Below are 16,939 nucleotides of genomic sequence, written 5' to 3'. Positions count from 1 at the left end.
GCGTGCCCCGGGCCAGCGCCGTGTCCACCCCGAGCCGGCGCGGCGTGTCCACCCCCGCCCCCGCCGCGTCCCGCACTGTGAAATGCGGGCCGGGCGCCCGGCCCGGCCCAGCTAGGCTGCGGGCCATGACCAGCGCATCCGACGCCACGCAGACTGCCCAGAGCTCGCCCGTCCTCGACACCGCCCGACGCGCCAGGGAGGCGGCCGCCACGCTCGCCCCGCTGCCGCGCACGGCCCGGGACGGCGCGCTGCTGGCCGTCGCCGACGCGTTGGTGGCCAGGACCGACGAGATCGTCGCCGCCAACGCCGAGGACACCGCCAAGGCGCGCGAGGCCGGCACGAGCGACGCCATCGTGGACCGGCTCACCCTCACCCCCGAGCGGATCGCCGCCATCGCCGCCGACGTGCGGCACGTCGTGGCGCTGCCCGACCCGGTCGGCGAGGTCGTCCGCGGCTCGACTCTCCCCAACGGCCTGGACCTGCGCCAGGTCCGGGTCCCGCTCGGCGTCGTCGGGATCATCTACGAGGCCCGCCCGAACGTCACGGTCGACGCCGCTGCGCTCTGCCTGAAGTCGGGCAACGCCGTCCTGCTGCGCGGCTCGTCCTCCGCGTACGCCTCGAACACCGCGCTGGTCGCCGTTCTGCGCGACGCGGTGGTGGAGGCCGGGCTGCCCGCCGACGCCGTCCAGCTGGTGCCGGGCCAGAGCCGGGAGTCGGTGAAGGAGCTGATGCGCGCCCGCGGCCTGGTCGACGTGCTGATCCCGCGCGGCGGCGCCTCGCTCATCCGTACGGTCGTGGAGGAGTCCACCGTCCCGGTCATCGAGACCGGCACCGGCAACTGCCACGTGTACGTCGACAAGGACGCCGACATCGAGACGGCGCTCAAGATCCTCATCAACTCCAAGGCGCAGCGCCCCAGTGTGTGCAACGCCGCCGAGACCGTCCTCGTGCACGCCGGCATCGCGGACACCTTCCTGCCGCGCGCGCTGGCGGCCCTCACGGAGGCGGGCGTGATGGTGCACGGCGACGAGACCTGGCAGAAGGCCGGGCCCGGGATGGTCGCGCCCGCCACGGACGAGGACTGGGCGACGGAGTACCTCTCGTACGACATCGCCGCCGCTGTGGTGCCCGACCTGGACGCCGCTGTCGCGCACATCCGCCGTTGGTCCTCCGGCCACACCGAGGCCATCGTCACCACCTCGCAGGCCGCCGCCCGCCGCTTCACCCAGCTGGTGGACTCCACCACGGTCGCGGTCAACGCCTCGACTCGCTTCACGGACGGCAGCCAGTTCGGTTTCGGCGCCGAGATCGGCATCTCCACCCAGAAGCTGCACGCGCGCGGCCCGATGGGGCTGCCGGAGCTGACCTCCACGAAGTACATCGTCACGGGCGACGGACACGTACGGGACTGAACGCACGTACGCGCACGTACGGGACTGGCGGCGGGTACGTACACGTACGCGGCTGCGGTCCCCTACGGGGCGGACGAGGGGCGTGTACAGGCGTAACAGGACCGACGAAGGCGCGCACGGGGCCGACGAAGTGAGCCTCGCGGCGCGGCCCTTGAAGGCGGGGCGGGTGGCGCCACGTGTGCCGTCCTCCGCCTCCGTGGCCGAATTCCCTTTCACACTGCCCAGATTGGCCGCTTCCGGCTAATCTGGGCACGTGCCGGACGACGTGGGGGCCGGGCCGTTCCCGGACGGCGGCGAGCCCGACGAGCACCACAACGGGAACCACGGAGAGGCGGACGCGCACTCGCCCTACGAGGGCGAGGGCGACGGGTTCGCCGCCGTGGTCTTCGACGAGGAATTCGTCCGGTCCGCTCTCGTTCATGAGCCGACCGCCGTCGAGCGGATGGTCGCCGCCGCGCAGGCGCGCGCCGAGTCCGAAGCCGGGCGCGGCCACTCGCTGTCGGCCACGGACCGGGACGGGGAGTTCGACGGCGGCCGACAGGGCCGGGACGGCCGAGAAGGGCCTGAATGGCCCGCAGAAGCGCCGAACGGCCGTTACCCGGACGATGTCTCGGACATCTCGGCCTACGGCCCGTACGGGCCGTACGGCGGCGCTCTGCGCCCGTACCGCGGCGCGGCCCGCTGGCACCGCCCCATCGCCTGGGTGCTCGCCGTCCTTATGGGCATCGGCATGGTCGTACTGGCCTTCACGGCCGTCTACCGAGGCGCTTCGGGCCGTACTCAGAGCCCGGCCCCGCCGCCCGCCACCACGGGCGTCGACGGCAGACCGCCCACCGCGCACATCGGGCAGGCGCCCGCCTCAAGCGCCGAGCACGGCAATCCGGCCCCTCCCGTCGTACCGCCCTCGGCGTCCGCCGACTCCGGCCCGCCCTCGGCGCCCGCCGTGCCGCGCACGCCGTGATCCATCAGCCGGTCCGCCCGCGTGCGCAGAAGCGGCTCGCGCCTGCTTGAGCCATCTGTGCGCCGTGCCTGACCTGCACGGGGAAGTTGGCGCACACCTGGGCGTTTACCTCGGCCGCCGCCGACCTACTCTTGTTGTATGACCGGGCCAGGTGACCCTCCCGAAGGGACCCCCGAGGGCGCCCCGGGTGGAGGGGAGGATGAGTACCGATCCGTCGTGTTCGACGAATCGTTTGTACGCGCTGCGCGTTTGCAGGAGTTCTCCGCCCAGGAGCGCATGGGGGACCACGCACGTGCGGTGCGCAGTCGGCATGCCTGGTCCCGTTTCGGCGGGTCCCGTCAGGCCGTGATCCTGGTCCTGCTGATCGCGCTGGCCTTCGGTACCGCGATTTACATGGGTGTTCGCCATCCGTACCGTGCGCCTGAGCCGACCCCCGCACCACCGCTGCGCAGTACGGTCGTCCCGCTCGCTCCGGTGGGCACGGTGCCCGGCGGGCGCCCGGCTGACCTCTTCGATCGCAGTCCGGCGGCCGGTTTCCGGATCGGCGCGGCGGGCGTCAACCTTCCCGTCGTGCGGCGCACCGGCGAGTTCTCCGACAGCCAGGTCATGACCGCTCTGACCACGGCGAAGGAGTACGTCGTGCGGTCCTCGCTGGACTCGGACACGCTGTCCGGCGGGCCCGCGCGGGGCGTGCGGCTGCTGCTGGACACCTCGCAGCTCGACCAGTTCGACCGGAGCCTGCGGCGGCCGTCCGACGACGGGCGGCACGCCGCGACCGGCTGGCTCGTCCGCTTCGACCCCTCGCAGGCCCGGCTCGCCGATCCGCGGGTACGGGTCAACGGCACCCTGGCGGTGGAGTCGGCCGCTGCCGGCAACGCCCTGGAGGTCACCGCGGACTACACCTTCGTGTACGCGATGCGGCCGCCGGACGGCAGGCCCGCCGCGGGCGGCCCCGGGAACACCGCTCCGGCTGCCGCCGAGAGGCCGGCGGGGAGCGCGACCGGCAGCACGGCGAGCGCGGTCAGTACGTCAGCCAGTACGGCCTCTGCGGTCGGCGGCAAGGTGCAGTCGGCGGCAGCGCAGCAGCGTGCCGACGGTGCGTCACTGTTCACCGTGCGCCGTGAACTGCACTTCCGTTTCGACCGGGACGATCTGCGCGACCGCCGCCTGGAGGTGCAGTCGAGCTATCTCCAGGCGGGTCCGATGTCGTGCAGCTCCGGGCCGGAGAGCGCGCTGCGGCCGCTGCTGGCGGGCGAGCGGGCCGGTAACGGCCGCCCGCAGGGCACCGATCCGTACGCCCACGGCAGTACGAACGCCTCGCTCTGTGGCGTCATGGCCCCGTCGGCGGAACCGAGTCCGCTGCCTTAGGTCCGTTGCCTTAGGCGGACCGGTGCCTTGGGCGAACTGCTGCCTTGGGCGGACCGGCGCGGTCACCGGCACCGGTCCGGTGCGGTCACCGGCCCGGCGACGCCTCCGGGCCGTCGGCGTCCGGCTGCCCCGGGCCCTGCCGGCCCGCACCGCCGGCGCGGCCGCTGCCGAACACCGTGTCGCGGAGCTTGCCGCCCAGGTCACCGGCGCCGCCCGCGAAGTCGCGCACGAGGCCCATCAGCGGGTCCTTGCTGTTGCGCACCGAGTCGGCGTAGTGCGTCGCGGACTCCTTGAAGGAGTCGGACACGGAGGTGTCCTTGTCCTCGCCGCGGCGCGGGTAGTGGCCCTCCATGATGCGCTGGTAGTCGCGCGAGGCGGCCCACCTCTTGAGCTCGGCGGCGCGCACGGTCGTGAACGGGTGGCTGCGCGGCAGTACGTTCAGGATCTTCAGGACGGAGTCGCGCAGGTCACCGCCGCGCTCGTACTCGTCCGCCTGGGCGAGGAACGCGTCGACGTTCATCTCGTGGAGGTGGTTGCCGCCCGCGAGCTTCATGAGGCCGCGCATCGAAGCCTGCAGGTCCTGGCCGGTCAGCAGGCCCGCACGGTCCGCCGACAGCTCGGACTTGCGGAACCACTCGCGCAGCCCGGTCACTATGGCCATGATCGCCATATTGCCCAGCGGGATCCACGCCACCTTCAGGGCGAGGTTCGTGAGGAACAGCAGTATCGTCCGGTACACCGCGTGTCCGGAGAGTGCGTGCCCGACCTCGTGACCGACGACCGCGCGCATCTCCTCCTCGTCGAGCAGCTCGACGAGGCCCGTGGTCAGCACGATCACCGGCTCGTCCAGGCCGATGCACATGGCGTTGGGCTGCGGGTCCTGATTGACGTACATCGGCGGGACCTTCTCCAGGTCCAGGATGTAACAGGCGTCCCGCAGCATGTCGTTGAGGTGCGAGAACTGCTGGTCGCTGACGCGCACCGAATCCGAGAGGTACATCAGGCGCAGGCTGCGCTCGGGCAGCAGGCCGCTCAGCGCCTTGAAGACGGTGTCGAACCCGCTCAGCTTGCGCAGGGCAACCAGAGCGGACCGGTCCGCGGGGTGCTCGTACGCCCGGGAGGAGATCCCCGGGAACCGCCTGCGGTCCCTGCTCGGTACGCGCTCGCTGCCGCTCGGGCCATCCGTCATTGGAGCCTCCCCCTGCTTCGACTGCGTGATTTCAGAGTAGAGGACGCCACTGACAGTACTTTGGATGCCCGGCGTACGCTGGCGAAGGAACGAATCGCCGCAGATGCCCGCAAGGGCATCCGCTCGCGGCGGGGGCGCCGGCCGCGACCGGGCGCCCGAGGCCCGTGGTGCGTACGGGCCGTACAGACCCCCACAAAGGAGCCGACCTCTCATGGTGGACCCGAGCACGCTGCTCGCCCTGCAGACCTCCAACGCCGACGGCCCGGGCTGGATCCTGCGTGCCGTGATCATCGTCGGTGTGCTCGGCGCGATCTTCATGGCGTGGTTCCTGCTGCGCGGCTACGGCGGCGACCAGGACTGAGGCGGCTCCGCGGGCGGCCCGCGGAGGGTGGTGGAATCCACCGGAAAGGTCCCCTGGCGGACCGTTCCGGCGGAGTCGGGGTGAGCTCCGGACGGGCCCGCGCTTACGATGTGGGCGAAGTCCCTGCCCGCATCAGCCCGGATTGGTTCTGCCGACGATGAGCCTGCACACCACCGCACAGTCCCTGGTCGCCCTCGCCGAGGGCGGCGAGCACGGCGGCAACCACGAGAGCCTCAGCCCGTACCTGACGGGCGGCGGCGCCCTGATCGTGCTGCTGCTCCTGCTGTGGATCACCACCCGGTTCAACCGGGACCGCTGAGGCGGGGCACCGCTATCCCCTCGATGCGCGGCGCCCAGTAGGGTCTGCACGCATGGGAGAGCAGACAGGGCCCGTGAAGCGGCGGCTCGGAGTGATGGGCGGGACGTTCGACCCGATCCACAACGGTCACCTGGTCGCCGCCAGCGAGGTGGCCAGCCAGTTCCACCTCGATGAGGTCATCTTCGTACCGACGGGACAGCCGTGGCAGAAGAGCCACAAGGCGGTGTCCCCGGCCGAGGACCGGTATTTGATGACGGTCATCGCGACCGCGTCCAATCCCCAGTTCTCCGTCAGCCGCATCGACATCGACCGCGGTGGCAAGACGTACACCATCGACACTCTTCGGGATCTGCGCGCCGAGCACACGGATGCGGATCTCTTCTTCATCACCGGCGCCGATGCGCTGGGCCAGATCCTGACCTGGCGGGACGCTGAGGAGCTGTTCTCGCTCGCCCACTTCATCGGGGTGACCAGGCCCGGTCATGTACTGGCCGATCCCGGTCTCCCCGAGGGCGGGGTCTCCCTGGTGGAGGTGCCGGCGCTGGCCATCTCCTCGACCGACTGCCGGTCGCGCGTCGCCCAGGGAGAACCGGTCTGGTACCTGGTGCCCGACGGTGTGGTGCGCTACATCGACAAGCGCCGCCTCTACCGGGACGACCGCCACCGCCACCGCCACGACCACGACGACGACCGCTGACGACGACCGCCGACGGGGCCGACGGAAAGAGGGCACCGGTGAACGACCGACAGGATCCGTACCCGCCACGGGACCCGTATGCCCAGGACCCCTACGAGGGGGCCCAGGGGCAGCACGGTGGACCGGGGTACGTCTACGACGCCTACGGGCAGCCGGTGTACCAGGAAGCGCCGCAGCAGTACGACCCGTACGGCACGCAGCACCCCCAGGGGTACGGCCAGGGCTACAGCGGACAGGCACCCGAACAGGGCTACGGCCAGGAGTACGGGCAGGACTATGCCCCGGGCCACGACACCTACGGCCGGCCGCCGCAGCACCAGGCTGCGCAGCAGACCCAGCAGCAGGGATGGATCCCGCAGCAGGCGCAGTACGGGCAGCAGGAGTACGCGCCGCCGCAGCCTCCGTACGAGGAGCCGCGGCCCCAGTACGGATCCGCGCCCTCCTACGGGGCCGCGCCTCCGTACGAGCCGCCGTCCGCCCCGCCCTCGTACGAGGCGCCGGCCGCGGACGGCAGGACCGCCGGGCGCGAGCGGGCCGGCGGGGCCGAGCGTTCCTCCGGTGAGGAGTACCGCACCGAACAGTTCTCGTTCATCGAGGAGCAGGACGAGGACTCCGAAGACGTCATCGACTGGCTGAAGTTCACCGAGAGCCGTACCGAGCGGCGCGAGGAGGCCAAGCGCCGCGGCCGCAGCCGCATCATCGCGCTGACCGTGGTGCTCGTCCTCCTGGTCGCGGGCGGCGTCGGCTACCTGTGGTGGGCCGGCAAGCTGCCGGGGCTGGGCGGGACGGCCTCCGGGGACGCGGCGGCCGCCGCGGGCCAGAAGCGCGACGTGCTGCTGGTCCACCTGCGCAAGACCGGTACGGACGAGAGCTCGACGGCGCTGCTTGTGGACAACGAGACCACCCACAAGGGCACCACCGTCCTCCTGCCCAACAACCTCGCCATCACCGGGGACGACGGCCAGGCCACCACGTTGGGCAAGTCCGTGAAGGACGCCGGAGCGGAGCCCACCCGTGACTCCCTCAACACGCTCCTCGGCGCCGACATCAAGGCGAGCTGGCGGCTGGACACGCCGTACCTGGAGAACCTCGTGGAGACGGTCGGCGGTATCACCGTCGACGCCGACACCACCGTGCCGGGCGCGAAGAAGGGCGACGCTCCGCTGGTCAAGGCGGGGAAGGGGCGCGTACTGAACGGCCAGGCGGCCGTCGCGTACGCCACCTACCGGGGTCCGGGCGAGCTGCAGACCAAGCAGCTTGCGCGCTTCGGGCAGGTCATGCAGGCCACCCTGAAGCGCGTGTCCAGTGACGCGGGCGGCGCGACCGCGACGGTGAAGTCCCTCTTCCAGGTCCTGGACCCGCCGCTCACCGAGGGCCAGCTGGGCAGCTCGCTCGCGCAGCGCGCGGAGCTCGCCAAGACCGGTGCGTACCGCACGACGGTGCTGCCCGTGCAGCAGGACGGCACGCTCAGCGCGCAGACCGCCTCCGCGGTGGTCAAGGACGTCCTCGGCGGCAAGGTCAAGAAGACCGACCCGAGCGCGACCGCGCGGGTCAGCGTCCGGAACGCCTCGGGCAGCCAGAAGGCGGTCGGGCAGGCGCAGGCCGCGCTGGTCAACGGCGGGTACTCGTTCGTGGACGGCGGCACCGCCTCGGGCTCGCTGTCGGCGTCGCAGGTCACCTACGGGGACGCGGCCCACCAGCCGCGTGCCGCGGAGGTCGCGAAGACGCTGGGTCTGCCGTCGAGCGCCGTGCGGAAGGGCAAGGTCGCCTCGAACGCGGACGTCACAGTGATGCTGGGGCGCGACTACAAGGGGTGACCGGCCCTGGAGGTGCGGACGGCGGGCGGAGCTTTGGCCAAAGCTCCGCCCGCCGCCTGCGTCCCACTGTCTCCGCCGCCGGCCCGTCACCCTCCCTGACCAGCCCGGATACCCCCTTGTCCACAAGCCCACCGGGGTGTCAGCGGTCCGTGAGACCCTTGAGGGGTACTTGACCGCTGACTCGGCCGCGGCCGGCGGGGCTTCCCGCGGACGGGCCGGGCAGCGCCGCCACCGACCCGGAAGTTTGGCTTGTGACCGCCACGGACCGCTCCACCGAGCTCATCAACGCCGCCGCGCAGGCGGCCGCCGACAAGCTCGCGCACGACATCATCGCGTACGACGTCAGCGACGTCCTCTCGATCACCGACGCCTTTCTGCTGGCATCGGCGCCCAACGACCGCCAGGTCAAGTCGATCGTCGACGAGATCGAAGAGCGGCTGAGCAAGGAACTGGGCGCCAAGCCGGTGCGCCGCGAAGGCGACCGCGAGGCCCGCTGGGTGCTCCTGGACTACGTCGACATCGTCGTCCACGTCCAGCACAGCGAGGAGCGCGTCTTCTACGCGCTGGAGCGCCTGTGGAAGGACTGCCCCGAGATGGAGCTGCCCGAGGACGCCAAGGCGACCCGCGGCAAGGCGGCTGCGCACGCCGAGGAGACCGCCGCCGAGCAGGACGGAGAGCTGCACTGAACGGCACGAAGGGGGGCCGTGGCCGCAGGATCGTCCTGTGGCGGCACGGCCAGACCGCCTGGAATCTGGAGCGCCGCTTCCAGGGCTCCACGGACATCGAGCTGACCGAGGCGGGCGTCGAGCAGGCCCGCCGCGCCGCGCGGCTGCTCGCCGCCCTGCAGCCGGACGCGATCATCGCTTCGGACCTCCAGCGGGCGGTGCGGACGGCCGCCGAGCTGTCGGCCGTCACACGCCTGGACGTGACGCACTACGAGGCGCTGCGCGAGACGTACGCGGGTGCCTGGCAGGGGCTGACCCACGAGGAGATCGTGGCGCAGTACGCCGAGCAGTACGCCGCCTGGAAGCGCGGCGAGCCGGTGCGCCGCGGCGGTGGTGAGCTGGAGACCGAGGTCGCGGACCGTGCGGCGCCGGTCGTGCGGCTGGCCGCCGACAAGCTGCCCGACGGCGGCACCCTGGTCGTGGTCAGTCACGGCGGCACGATCCGTACGACGATCGGGCGGCTGCTGGGCCTGGAGCCGCACCACTGGGAGGGCCTGGGCGGCCTGTCGAACTGCTGCTGGTCCGTCCTGGGGGAGGGCGCCCGTGGCTGGCGTCTGCTGGAGCACAACGCCGGCACGCTTCCCGAGCCGGTGCTGGGCGACGACGACTGACCCCGCGGGCCGGTCCGCGGCGGCTCTCCGGGGGCCGTCCGGCGGCCGGCCGGACCCGGATTTCACATCTGGGCAGGTCGCAGGCTAAAGTTCTTCTTGTTCGCGGCGCCGCCGGGGGAAACCCGGAGGAGCGGAACAAGACCCGGGGCTATAGCTCAGTTGGTAGAGCGCCTGCATGGCATGCAGGAGGTCAGGAGTTCAATTCTCCTTAGCTCCACAACCCGGATGATCCCGCCCTCTGGCGGAGACGGAGAGAATGTTCTCCGCCTCACCAGGAGGCGGGATCACTGCTGTTTCGGGGCTTTCGGGGCGCGTGCGTCGCTGTGCGCGCCGGGGTGAGCGCCCGCGCAACGCCTCGTGCTCGGCTGCGCGGCGGTAGCGGGCAGCCCGTCCGTGTGCGTAGGGCTGCGGGCCTGACCTGGTCGGTGGTCCGTGGCAGAATCGGACGGCGCCGGCAGGGGAGGAGAGAACGCGATGCCCACGAGCATCATCGAGGAGGTCCGCGACCTGCTCGGCGTGGCCACCTCCGCACTGCAATGCCCGTCCTGCGGCTCGCCTCACGTGGCGCAGATGCTGGGTGACAACGGCGGCGTATCGTTCGTCTGCACGGCCTGCGGCCACAGCTGGAGCTGACTGATGGGGGCACACAGCCGGAAGTGCGACTGGTGCGGCAGCGGTACGCCTGTCGTGCGCGACATGGAGCCGCTGAACCCCGAATTCCAGTACTGGTGCGAGGAATGCGCCCGGGCGCTGATCATAAAAGGCGACCCCATCGAGACCTACCGTGAGCTGGACGGCGAGCCCATCTACGGCCGCCTGCTCGATGAACACTGCACGCTGAAGCGTTTCTACTCCTTCGCCACCGCCTGAGAACCGGCCCTGTTCCCCGGGCCGCTGAGAGGCCGTCACCCCCACCTCGTGAGGCGCACAACCGCGCCCGAGAACGTCCGCCGCTCCCTGAATAACCGTTTCTCCACAACCTCGGCGCATTTTCCGCTTCCTGAGCTACTTTCAGTTCTGACGCCCCGGACCGGACCGGTCCGCTCCTCTATATGTGTTCTGCGGATGATTGGCCGGAAAATTCATGAGAGAGGTGGAACTCCGGTCGTACCGTGAGGCGTTGTAGGACTCAGAGCTGCCGCCGCGGAACGGTCGGCGGCACGGGGGGAAGCGACGGGGGTCGCAAGTGACAGACACAGTTGTGGGGGACGCACCGCAGATCGAGACCATCGCGGAGCGGGACGGACAGGCCACTGCGGCCGGACTCACGCCGTTCGTCGACGCGTTGCGCGTGCCGCCTGTCATCAAGCCGGGCCGCGCGGAAGCCCTGCGCGGCATCACCATCGAGCAGAAGACCAGCTGGGTACGGCTGCACTCCCAGCTGCCGCCCACCAAAGTGTGGGCGTACGAAGGACACTTCCCGGGCCCGACCATCGAGGTGCGCCGCGGCCGGCGCCTCCGGGTGTCCTGGACGAACCGCATCACGGGCACCTTCCCGGTCACTGCCGTGGAAGTGGCGGCGACGCCCGAGGTGCCCACGCCGCTGAACGAACCGGGCCGCGGCGGGGCCGAGCCCCTCGCCGGCGTGTCCGCCCTCCCGCCCTGGCTGGTCACTCACCTGCACGGCGCGGTGACCGGCGGCGGCAACGACGGCTGGTCGGAGAACGCGGTCTCGCCCGGTGACGCGCAGCTCTCGGAGTATCCCAACGACCACCGCGCGACGACGTGGTGGTACCACGACCACGCCATGGACATCACCCGGTGGAACGTCTTCTCGGGCCTGGCCGGGATGTATCTCGTGCGGGACGACGAGGAGGACGCGCTCCGGCTCCCCTCGGGCGGGCGGGAGATCCCGCTCATCATCCAGGACCGCAACCTCGACACGGACGCCGAAGGCCGGCTGACCGGCCGGCTGCTCCACAAGACCCTGATCGTCGGCAAGGACAACGACGGCAAGAACATCACCATCCCGTTCTCGGGCCCCTACACGCTCGTGAACGGCACGATCTGGCCCCACTTGGACGTCGACGCCAGGTGGTACCGCTTCCGCTTGCTCAACGCCTCCAACGCCCGGACGTACGCCCTGCAGCTGGTGGACGAGGAGACGGGCCGCCCCGTCACCGGCGCGGTGCATCAGATCGGGTCGGACGGCGGCCTGCTGCCGCGGCCGCTGCCCGTCGACGGGACCCTGTCGGTGGCCGCGGCCGAGCGGATGGATCTGCTGATCGACTTTGGCCGGCTGCGCGGGCGGCGGCTGCGCCTGGTCAACGCCGCGGCGGGCGTGGCGTACCCGCAGGTGATGCAGTTCCGGGTCGGTTCGAAGAAGGTGGCTGATTCCTTCGTCCTGCCCGCGGTGATCTCGCCGACGTTCGAGCGGATCACCCACGACACCGCGCCGAAGCACGAGCACCGCCTGATAGCGCTCACCCCGCCGGGCCCGATCGGCAACGGCCACCCGGAGATGTGGGAGCTGCACAAGGTCGACCCGGCGGACGTCACCATCCCGTCCGAGGGGATCATCCAGGTCAAGGGGGCCGACGGCACGACGCGTACGTACCGGCGCGGTGCCCGGATGTTCGACGACGCCCTCGGTTTCATGGTCCGGCACGACGACTGGGAGCAGTGGAGTTTCCTGAACCTCGGCGGTGCGGGCATGCATCCGATGCACATCCACCTGATCGACTTCCAGGTGCTCAGCCGCGACCGGTATCCGGCGGTGCCGGACAGTCCGTACGACAACGCGCTCGGGGGCACCCGCAGCCCTCTGGAGTACGGCGGCCAGGCGCCGATAGCCCCCGGTGATCAGGGCTGGAAGGACGTCATACAGGTGCCGCCGGGGCAGATGGTGAAGGTGATCGGCCGGTTCCACGGCGCCAAGGGCCGCTTCATGTACCACTGCCATCTGCTGGAACACGAGGACATGGGGATGATGCGTCCGTTCGTGGTGATGCCTCCGGAGGTGCTGGCGTTCCATCACCAGCACCCCGGTGGTGGTCACGGCCATCCGGGCGGTGGCCACGACCACGGCGAGCACTGACACCGGACGCACTGACGTCGGACGTACTGACATTGGGCGCGCCGGTCCGGCGCAGGTGGGCGGCGGTCAGCAGCAAGAGCGCGACACCGGCGATCGGGTAGACGCCCGAGAGCAGCATCTGGCCGCCGTTCTGGTGCAGTTCCGCGTGGCTGTGCGGGCGGTGCGGTACCCACCACAGGGCGAAGGAGGCGAAGAGCAGTCCGAGGCATCCGGTGGCGGTCCACAGCCGGCGGCCCGCCCGGGTGACCCGGCCGCCGCGGCGCACCGCCTCGGTGCCGAGCAGGATCAACATCGGTACGGCCCACACCCAGTGGTGCGACCAGGAGATCGGACTGACCAGCAGTGCGGTGGTGGCGCAGACCACGGCCGCCCAGGCGCGCTCGCCGCGCAGCAGGGCGGTGGTGGCGAGGGCCAGCCCCGCGATCGCCGCCACGGCCGCGGCGGCGGGCCACCACAGTCCGGTGTCGGGGGTGTGCAGCAGCCGGGCGAGGACGCCGCGCAGCGACTGGTTGGCGGTGATCTCCACGTCGCCCGGCCGGTCGGAGGCGAAGACGATCTCGGTCCAGAAGCGGACCGAGTCACGGGGCAGGACCAGGGCGGAGAGGAGGACGGTGCCGAGGAAGGACAGGACCGCGACGCACGCCTGGCGCAGCCAGGGGTTCCAGATGCCGCGCAGCCCCTGTCCGGGCTCGTACAGCCGGCGGGCGCGCAGCAGTCCGGCCAGCGCGAGCCACACGGCGAAGAGGGCGGGGGTGAGCTTGATCCCGGCGGCGATGCCGATGCCGATGCCTGCCCAGCGGTTGCTGTCCCGGCGGGTGAGGTCCCAGAGCACGAGGACGGCGAGAAGGAGATTGATCTGCCCGTAGCGCAGCGTGGTCCACACGGGCTCGCACCAGACCAGCAGTGCGGAGAGAGCGAGCATCGCGGTGGCCTGCTGTGCCCGCGGGGCGCGCTTCCCGTGTGCGAGCGAGGGCAGGCCGGTCAGGCGCAGGGTGAGGTGCACCACGGCGACCAGGAGCAGCAGGTTGCCGAGCGTGGCGAGCGTGCGCATCTCCGGTACGCCGAGGAAGGTCAGCGGCAGGAAGAGCAGCGAGGCGAAGGGCGGGTAGGTGTTGGGCAGCCGCGCGGAGGTGGCCAGCATGTCGTAGAGGTCGCCGCCGGTGCGGGCGGTCCAGCCCTCGGCGCGGTAGACCATGAGGTCGAGCATGGTCACGCCGGCCAGTCGCTGGGCGATCCAGAAGGCCGTGAAGGACACCGCACAGGCCAGTGCGGCCGCCAGCACGCGGCGGCGGGAGACGCCCTCGTGGGAGAACGGGCCGCGGCGTCCGACGGGCTGGTCGAGCTTCAGCGCGGTCACGTCCAGGCCCCCGGTTTCCTTCGAGCACGGATTGTCGACAGTACCTCTGCCGCATGCCTCGCCGAGGGTGTTGCCGGGTGCGTCGCGGCTGCCGCTCCGGCGCATCGGAGGGCGCCGGCAGGCTGTCGCCGGGGGACCCGGGAAAGCGATTTGGCAGAAGCCCGGGGAGGCCGTGTAATGTAGTCGATGTCGCCGCGAGGGAAACCCCCGAGGAAAACTTCCGGAGACGACAACAGAACACGGGGCTATAGCTCAGTTGGTAGAGCGCCTGCATGGCATGCAGGAGGTCAGGAGTTCAATTCTCCTTAGCTCCACAGTGATCAGAGGGCCCGTCCGAAGAGGACGGGCCCTCTGTCGTGTGCTGCCGGGGCCGCGGACAAGGGGCGGGGCATGCGCACCGCCGGCGTCAGGGTTTCTCGAGTCGGAGTGCCAGGGCGGGGCAGCGGCGTACGGCGCGCTGCGCGCGGGCCCGCAGCGCGCCCGGCAGTACCTCATCGGACAGTACGGGGAAGCCGTCCCGGTCGAGCCGTACGGCCTCGGGCAGCAGCCCCGCGCACAGCCCGTGCCCCTCGCACAGCGTCCAGTCCACCGCCAGCCGCTCCCCGGCGGGAGCGGCGGCCCCGGGGCCCTCTGCGGCGCCGTTCGCCGCACCTGCGTCCTCCTCGGGCGGTAGGGGCAGCAGCTCGGCCGTGGGCCGCCCGCAGCCGTCGCCCAGGACGTGCGCGGCCAGGTCGTCGGGGAACGCGGCGAGCGCGGAGAGCACGAACCGTGCCGCGCCGTCGGGGTGTTTGCACGCACCCCGCCCCCGTACGCCGCGTGCGCTCTCCCGTACCGCCTCCAAGGCCGGCTGCCCGCCGCCGCCCAGCGCGTCCGCGAACATCTCCGCGAGCGATGGCAGCCCCAGCCGGCAGGGGCCGCACTGCCCTGCCGACTCCGCCGCCAGCCACCGCGCGATCCGCAGCGCCTCGCCCAGCGGACACGTCCGCGTGGACAGCGGCAGCACCGCCCCGGCGCCCAGCGCCCCACCCCGGGCCGCCAGCGCCTCGCGCGAGAGCGGTGTCCCGTATGCGGTGGCCGCGTCCAGCCAGGCGCCGTGGTAGCCGCCGACCAGTACGCCGGACGGTGCCGGCTCCGCGCCGCACGCCTGCAGTACGTACGGCAGCGGCACTCCGGAGGGGGCCTCGACGACGGCGGGGGCGGGGACCGCGCCGGAGACGGTCAGCAGGATCGTGCCCGGTTCGCCGGGGAGACCCGTGGAGGCGTAGCGGTCGGGGCCGAGACGGGCGGCAACGGCGAGTTGGGCGAAGGTCTCCGCGTTGGAGAGCAGCGTGGGCGCGCCGCCCAGGCCCGATTCGGCGGCCCGTGCCCGGCGGCCCGGCGGTACCGGAGGCCCGCCCTCGGCGGCCCGGATCAGCGCGGACGCCTCCCCGGACACCAGGCGCTCGGGCGAGCGCACGACCTGTGCGCGCAGCGCACGCCCGCGCCGTCGGCGCCCCAGCCCGCGCTCGGCGAGGGCTTCTCGTACGGAGTTGTCCGTCGTGGCCTTCGTCACGCCGACGACCAGGAGACGTGCGCCGAGCGCCGCGGCGGCCAGCAGCGCGCCGTCCAGGACGAGGTGTGGCGCACGGCACAGCAGCACGGTGTCCTTGCGGCAGGCGGGTTCGCCCTCGCTGCCGTTGACCACGACGACGGGGCGCACCCCGCGCCGGGCAGCGGCTTCCGCGACGGCCGTCAGCTTGCGCGCGAGCGGGAATCCGGCGCCGCCCCGGCCCCGCAGCGCCACGGCCTCGGCGACGGCGGTCAGCTGCTCCCCGGAGAGCGCGGGCAGTGAGCCGTGGAGGAGCAGGTGCCGCTTGCGGTCCAGCCGTTCCGCCTCGTCGAATCCGGCGCACAGTCGCGGCAGCCCGAGTACGCGTACGCCGGGCACATCGGGCAGTGGTCCGCCGCCCGTATACGGGACCAGTGCGGTACTGGTCATGGTGTCCGGCCGTTCGGGGCGTGGGGGAGCGGCGCGCCTTCGGGGGCAGCGCCGGTGGGCCGGGGCTGCACCAGAGTGGGCGGGCCGCCCCGCTCGGGGGCGGCGTCGAAGCCGGCGAAGGGGATGCGTTCCGTGGGCGCCCCGTCCGCTCCGAGGGCGAGCGGAGGCGCGTCCGTGACGTACGGGAGGGTCTCTGTAGGGGCGTCGGGCAGCGCCCAAGAAGGTGGCGTGTCCCGCCCGTTCCTTGGGGGAAGGTCGGCCGCCGCCCCCGTAGGGGCATCCGGAACGGGCCGCGCCCCCGTAGGCCGGCCGTCGCCCGTGGAAGCGCCATCAGAGGCAGCCTCTACGGGCGCTTCCGAGGCGGAGCGTGTGTCCGTACGGCCCGCTGCCCTGTGCAGCGCCTGCTGCCCGTCCCGCTTCCGTGACCGGAAGGGCAGTGAGAACGGCAGTTCCCGCCGCAGCGCGAAGTACGGGAACTCCGCGCACGGGGTGAAGAACAGGCGGGCCAGCAGCGCGGCCATGACCGCCGCAAGGGAGAGCACGTACCCGGTGGTGACCCACCCCGAGGGCGCGCGGCCGGACTTGAGGCCGTGCAGAAGGGCCAGGCACCACGCGGCGTACGCGCTGGTGTGCAGGGCGCGCCAGCGCCCGGAGACGCGTCCGCGTCCGGCGAAGGAGCTGCGCAGTGCGCCGGTCGCGGCGGCCAGCACCATCAGCAGTCCGGCCAGCGTGCCGAACCCGATGAGCGGCGCGGTGCCGGGCGCGACGGGCCCGCTGAGCACCACGGAGGCGAAGGGCAGGAACGCGTCCAAGAACAGGGCGTGCGCCTCGGCCACCTTGACCGCGATGTGCAGCACCAGGAAGCCGAGCGAGGCGGTGGCGAGCGCCCGGTGGATGCCCTGGGCCAGGAGCCTGCTGCGCGGCGCCAGTACGGTGCGGCCGGCCGCGAGCAGGCCCCAGACCACGGCGGCGGTGAGCGAGACGAGCGTGAGCACTCCGGCGGTGTAGTCGAAGAACGCGCGAAAGGCGGGGGCCGCGGCGAGGAGGGGGAGGACCAGTACGGCGCCGGCCCCGGTGGTCAGCGCGGGGCGTGGCCTCTGGAGGCGG

General features: G+C 72.1%; 15 protein-coding genes, 2 tRNA genes and 1 pseudogene. 14 read left to right on the top strand and 4 right to left on the bottom strand.

Going from position 1 to position 16,939, the window contains the following annotated elements:
- Positions 1 to 125 precede the first annotated feature (125 nt).
- The 3 genes from CCS38_RS07425 (at position 126) to CCS38_RS07415 (ending at position 3,741) form a co-directional block, all read left to right on the top strand.
- Positions 126 to 1,412, top strand: a complete 1,287-nt coding sequence (locus tag CCS38_RS07425) for a glutamate-5-semialdehyde dehydrogenase (RefSeq protein ID WP_223732391.1) — start codon at positions 126 to 128, stop codon at positions 1,410 to 1,412.
- Positions 1,413 to 1,665: 253 nt separating this feature from the next.
- Positions 1,666 to 2,373, top strand: a complete 708-nt coding sequence (locus CCS38_RS07420; protein ID WP_223732390.1) for an SCO2584 family spore wall biosynthesis protein — start codon at positions 1,666 to 1,668, stop codon at positions 2,371 to 2,373.
- A gap of 138 nt (positions 2,374 to 2,511) precedes the next feature.
- Entirely contained in the window at positions 2,512 to 3,741 is a 1,230-nt protein-coding gene (locus CCS38_RS07415; protein WP_223732389.1) for an SCO2583 family membrane protein, read from the top strand.
- Positions 3,742 to 3,826: 85 nt separating this feature from the next.
- On the opposite strand, the gene CCS38_RS07410 is transcribed toward CCS38_RS07415, so the two are convergent.
- Complete coding sequence (locus CCS38_RS07410; RefSeq protein ID WP_223732388.1) at positions 3,827 to 4,930, bottom strand: M48 family metallopeptidase; 1,104 nt, start codon at positions 4,928 to 4,930, stop codon at positions 3,827 to 3,829.
- Between the two features lie 211 nt (positions 4,931 to 5,141).
- Between CCS38_RS07410 and CCS38_RS07405 the strand changes: the two genes are divergently transcribed.
- From CCS38_RS07405 to phsA, 10 genes and pseudogenes are all read left to right on the top strand, one after another.
- Positions 5,142 to 5,291, top strand: coding sequence for a hypothetical protein (locus CCS38_RS07405; RefSeq protein ID WP_169749902.1), 150 nt, complete (start codon positions 5,142 to 5,144; stop codon positions 5,289 to 5,291).
- Between the two features lie 157 nt (positions 5,292 to 5,448).
- Positions 5,449 to 5,610, top strand: a complete 162-nt coding sequence (locus CCS38_RS07400; protein WP_223732387.1) for a hypothetical protein — start codon at positions 5,449 to 5,451, stop codon at positions 5,608 to 5,610.
- A 52-nt stretch (positions 5,611 to 5,662) separates the two neighbouring features.
- Complete coding sequence (gene nadD / locus CCS38_RS07395) at positions 5,663 to 6,307, top strand: nicotinate-nucleotide adenylyltransferase (RefSeq protein ID WP_223732386.1); 645 nt, start codon at positions 5,663 to 5,665, stop codon at positions 6,305 to 6,307.
- A 38-nt stretch (positions 6,308 to 6,345) separates the two neighbouring features.
- Positions 6,346 to 8,124, top strand: coding sequence for an LCP family protein (locus CCS38_RS07390; protein WP_223732385.1), 1,779 nt, complete (start codon positions 6,346 to 6,348; stop codon positions 8,122 to 8,124).
- Positions 8,125 to 8,375: 251 nt separating this feature from the next.
- Complete coding sequence (rsfS, locus tag CCS38_RS07385) at positions 8,376 to 8,810, top strand: ribosome silencing factor (protein WP_030249584.1); 435 nt, start codon at positions 8,376 to 8,378, stop codon at positions 8,808 to 8,810.
- Complete coding sequence (locus CCS38_RS07380; RefSeq protein WP_223732394.1) at positions 8,807 to 9,460, top strand: histidine phosphatase family protein; 654 nt, start codon at positions 8,807 to 8,809, stop codon at positions 9,458 to 9,460. Before rsfS ends, CCS38_RS07380 begins: the two co-directional genes overlap by 4 nt.
- Before the next feature lie 144 nt (positions 9,461 to 9,604).
- A tRNA-Ala gene (locus CCS38_RS07375) sits at positions 9,605 to 9,677 on the top strand.
- Between the two features lie 257 nt (positions 9,678 to 9,934).
- Complete coding sequence (locus CCS38_RS07370) at positions 9,935 to 10,093, top strand: hypothetical protein (protein WP_107053965.1); 159 nt, start codon at positions 9,935 to 9,937, stop codon at positions 10,091 to 10,093.
- A gap of 3 nt (positions 10,094 to 10,096) precedes the next feature.
- Positions 10,097 to 10,330, top strand: a complete 234-nt coding sequence (locus CCS38_RS07365; protein WP_030249581.1) for a hypothetical protein — start codon at positions 10,097 to 10,099, stop codon at positions 10,328 to 10,330.
- A 316-nt stretch (positions 10,331 to 10,646) separates the two neighbouring features.
- A pseudogene (gene phsA / locus CCS38_RS07360) lies at positions 10,647 to 12,380 on the top strand (O-aminophenol oxidase PhsA); the annotation flags it as partial.
- Here phsA and CCS38_RS07355 read toward each other — a convergent pair.
- Positions 12,346 to 13,854 carry a glycosyltransferase 87 family protein gene (locus CCS38_RS07355; protein WP_308050719.1) on the bottom strand — a complete coding sequence of 503 codons (1,509 nt, stop codon included), beginning with the start codon at positions 13,852 to 13,854 and terminating at the stop codon, positions 12,346 to 12,348. The pseudogene phsA and the gene CCS38_RS07355 sit on opposite strands and share 35 nt — an antisense overlap.
- A 241-nt stretch (positions 13,855 to 14,095) precedes the next feature.
- On the opposite strand from CCS38_RS07355, the gene CCS38_RS07350 reads away from it, so the two are divergent.
- Positions 14,096 to 14,168, top strand: a tRNA-Ala gene (locus CCS38_RS07350).
- Between the two features lie 92 nt (positions 14,169 to 14,260).
- Here the strand turns inward: CCS38_RS07350 and CCS38_RS07345 are convergent.
- A complete protein-coding gene (locus CCS38_RS07345) occupies positions 14,261 to 15,832 on the bottom strand; it encodes an NADH-quinone oxidoreductase subunit NuoF family protein (protein ID WP_223732384.1) in 1,572 nt (523 codons plus the stop codon).
- Positions 15,829 to 16,939: ferric reductase-like transmembrane domain-containing protein (locus CCS38_RS07340; RefSeq protein WP_308050718.1), on the bottom strand; the 1,111-nt coding region annotated here is incomplete at its 5' end. The genes CCS38_RS07345 and CCS38_RS07340, both read right to left, overlap by 4 nt.

This window comes from Streptomyces purpurogeneiscleroticus (assembly GCF_020024005.1).
In the GTDB taxonomy this organism is placed as follows: Bacteria; Actinomycetota; Actinomycetes; order Streptomycetales; family Streptomycetaceae; genus Streptomyces; species Streptomyces purpurogeneiscleroticus.
The sequence above is the reverse complement of the archived record's forward strand: the minus strand, read 5'-3'. Positions and strand labels throughout refer to the sequence as shown.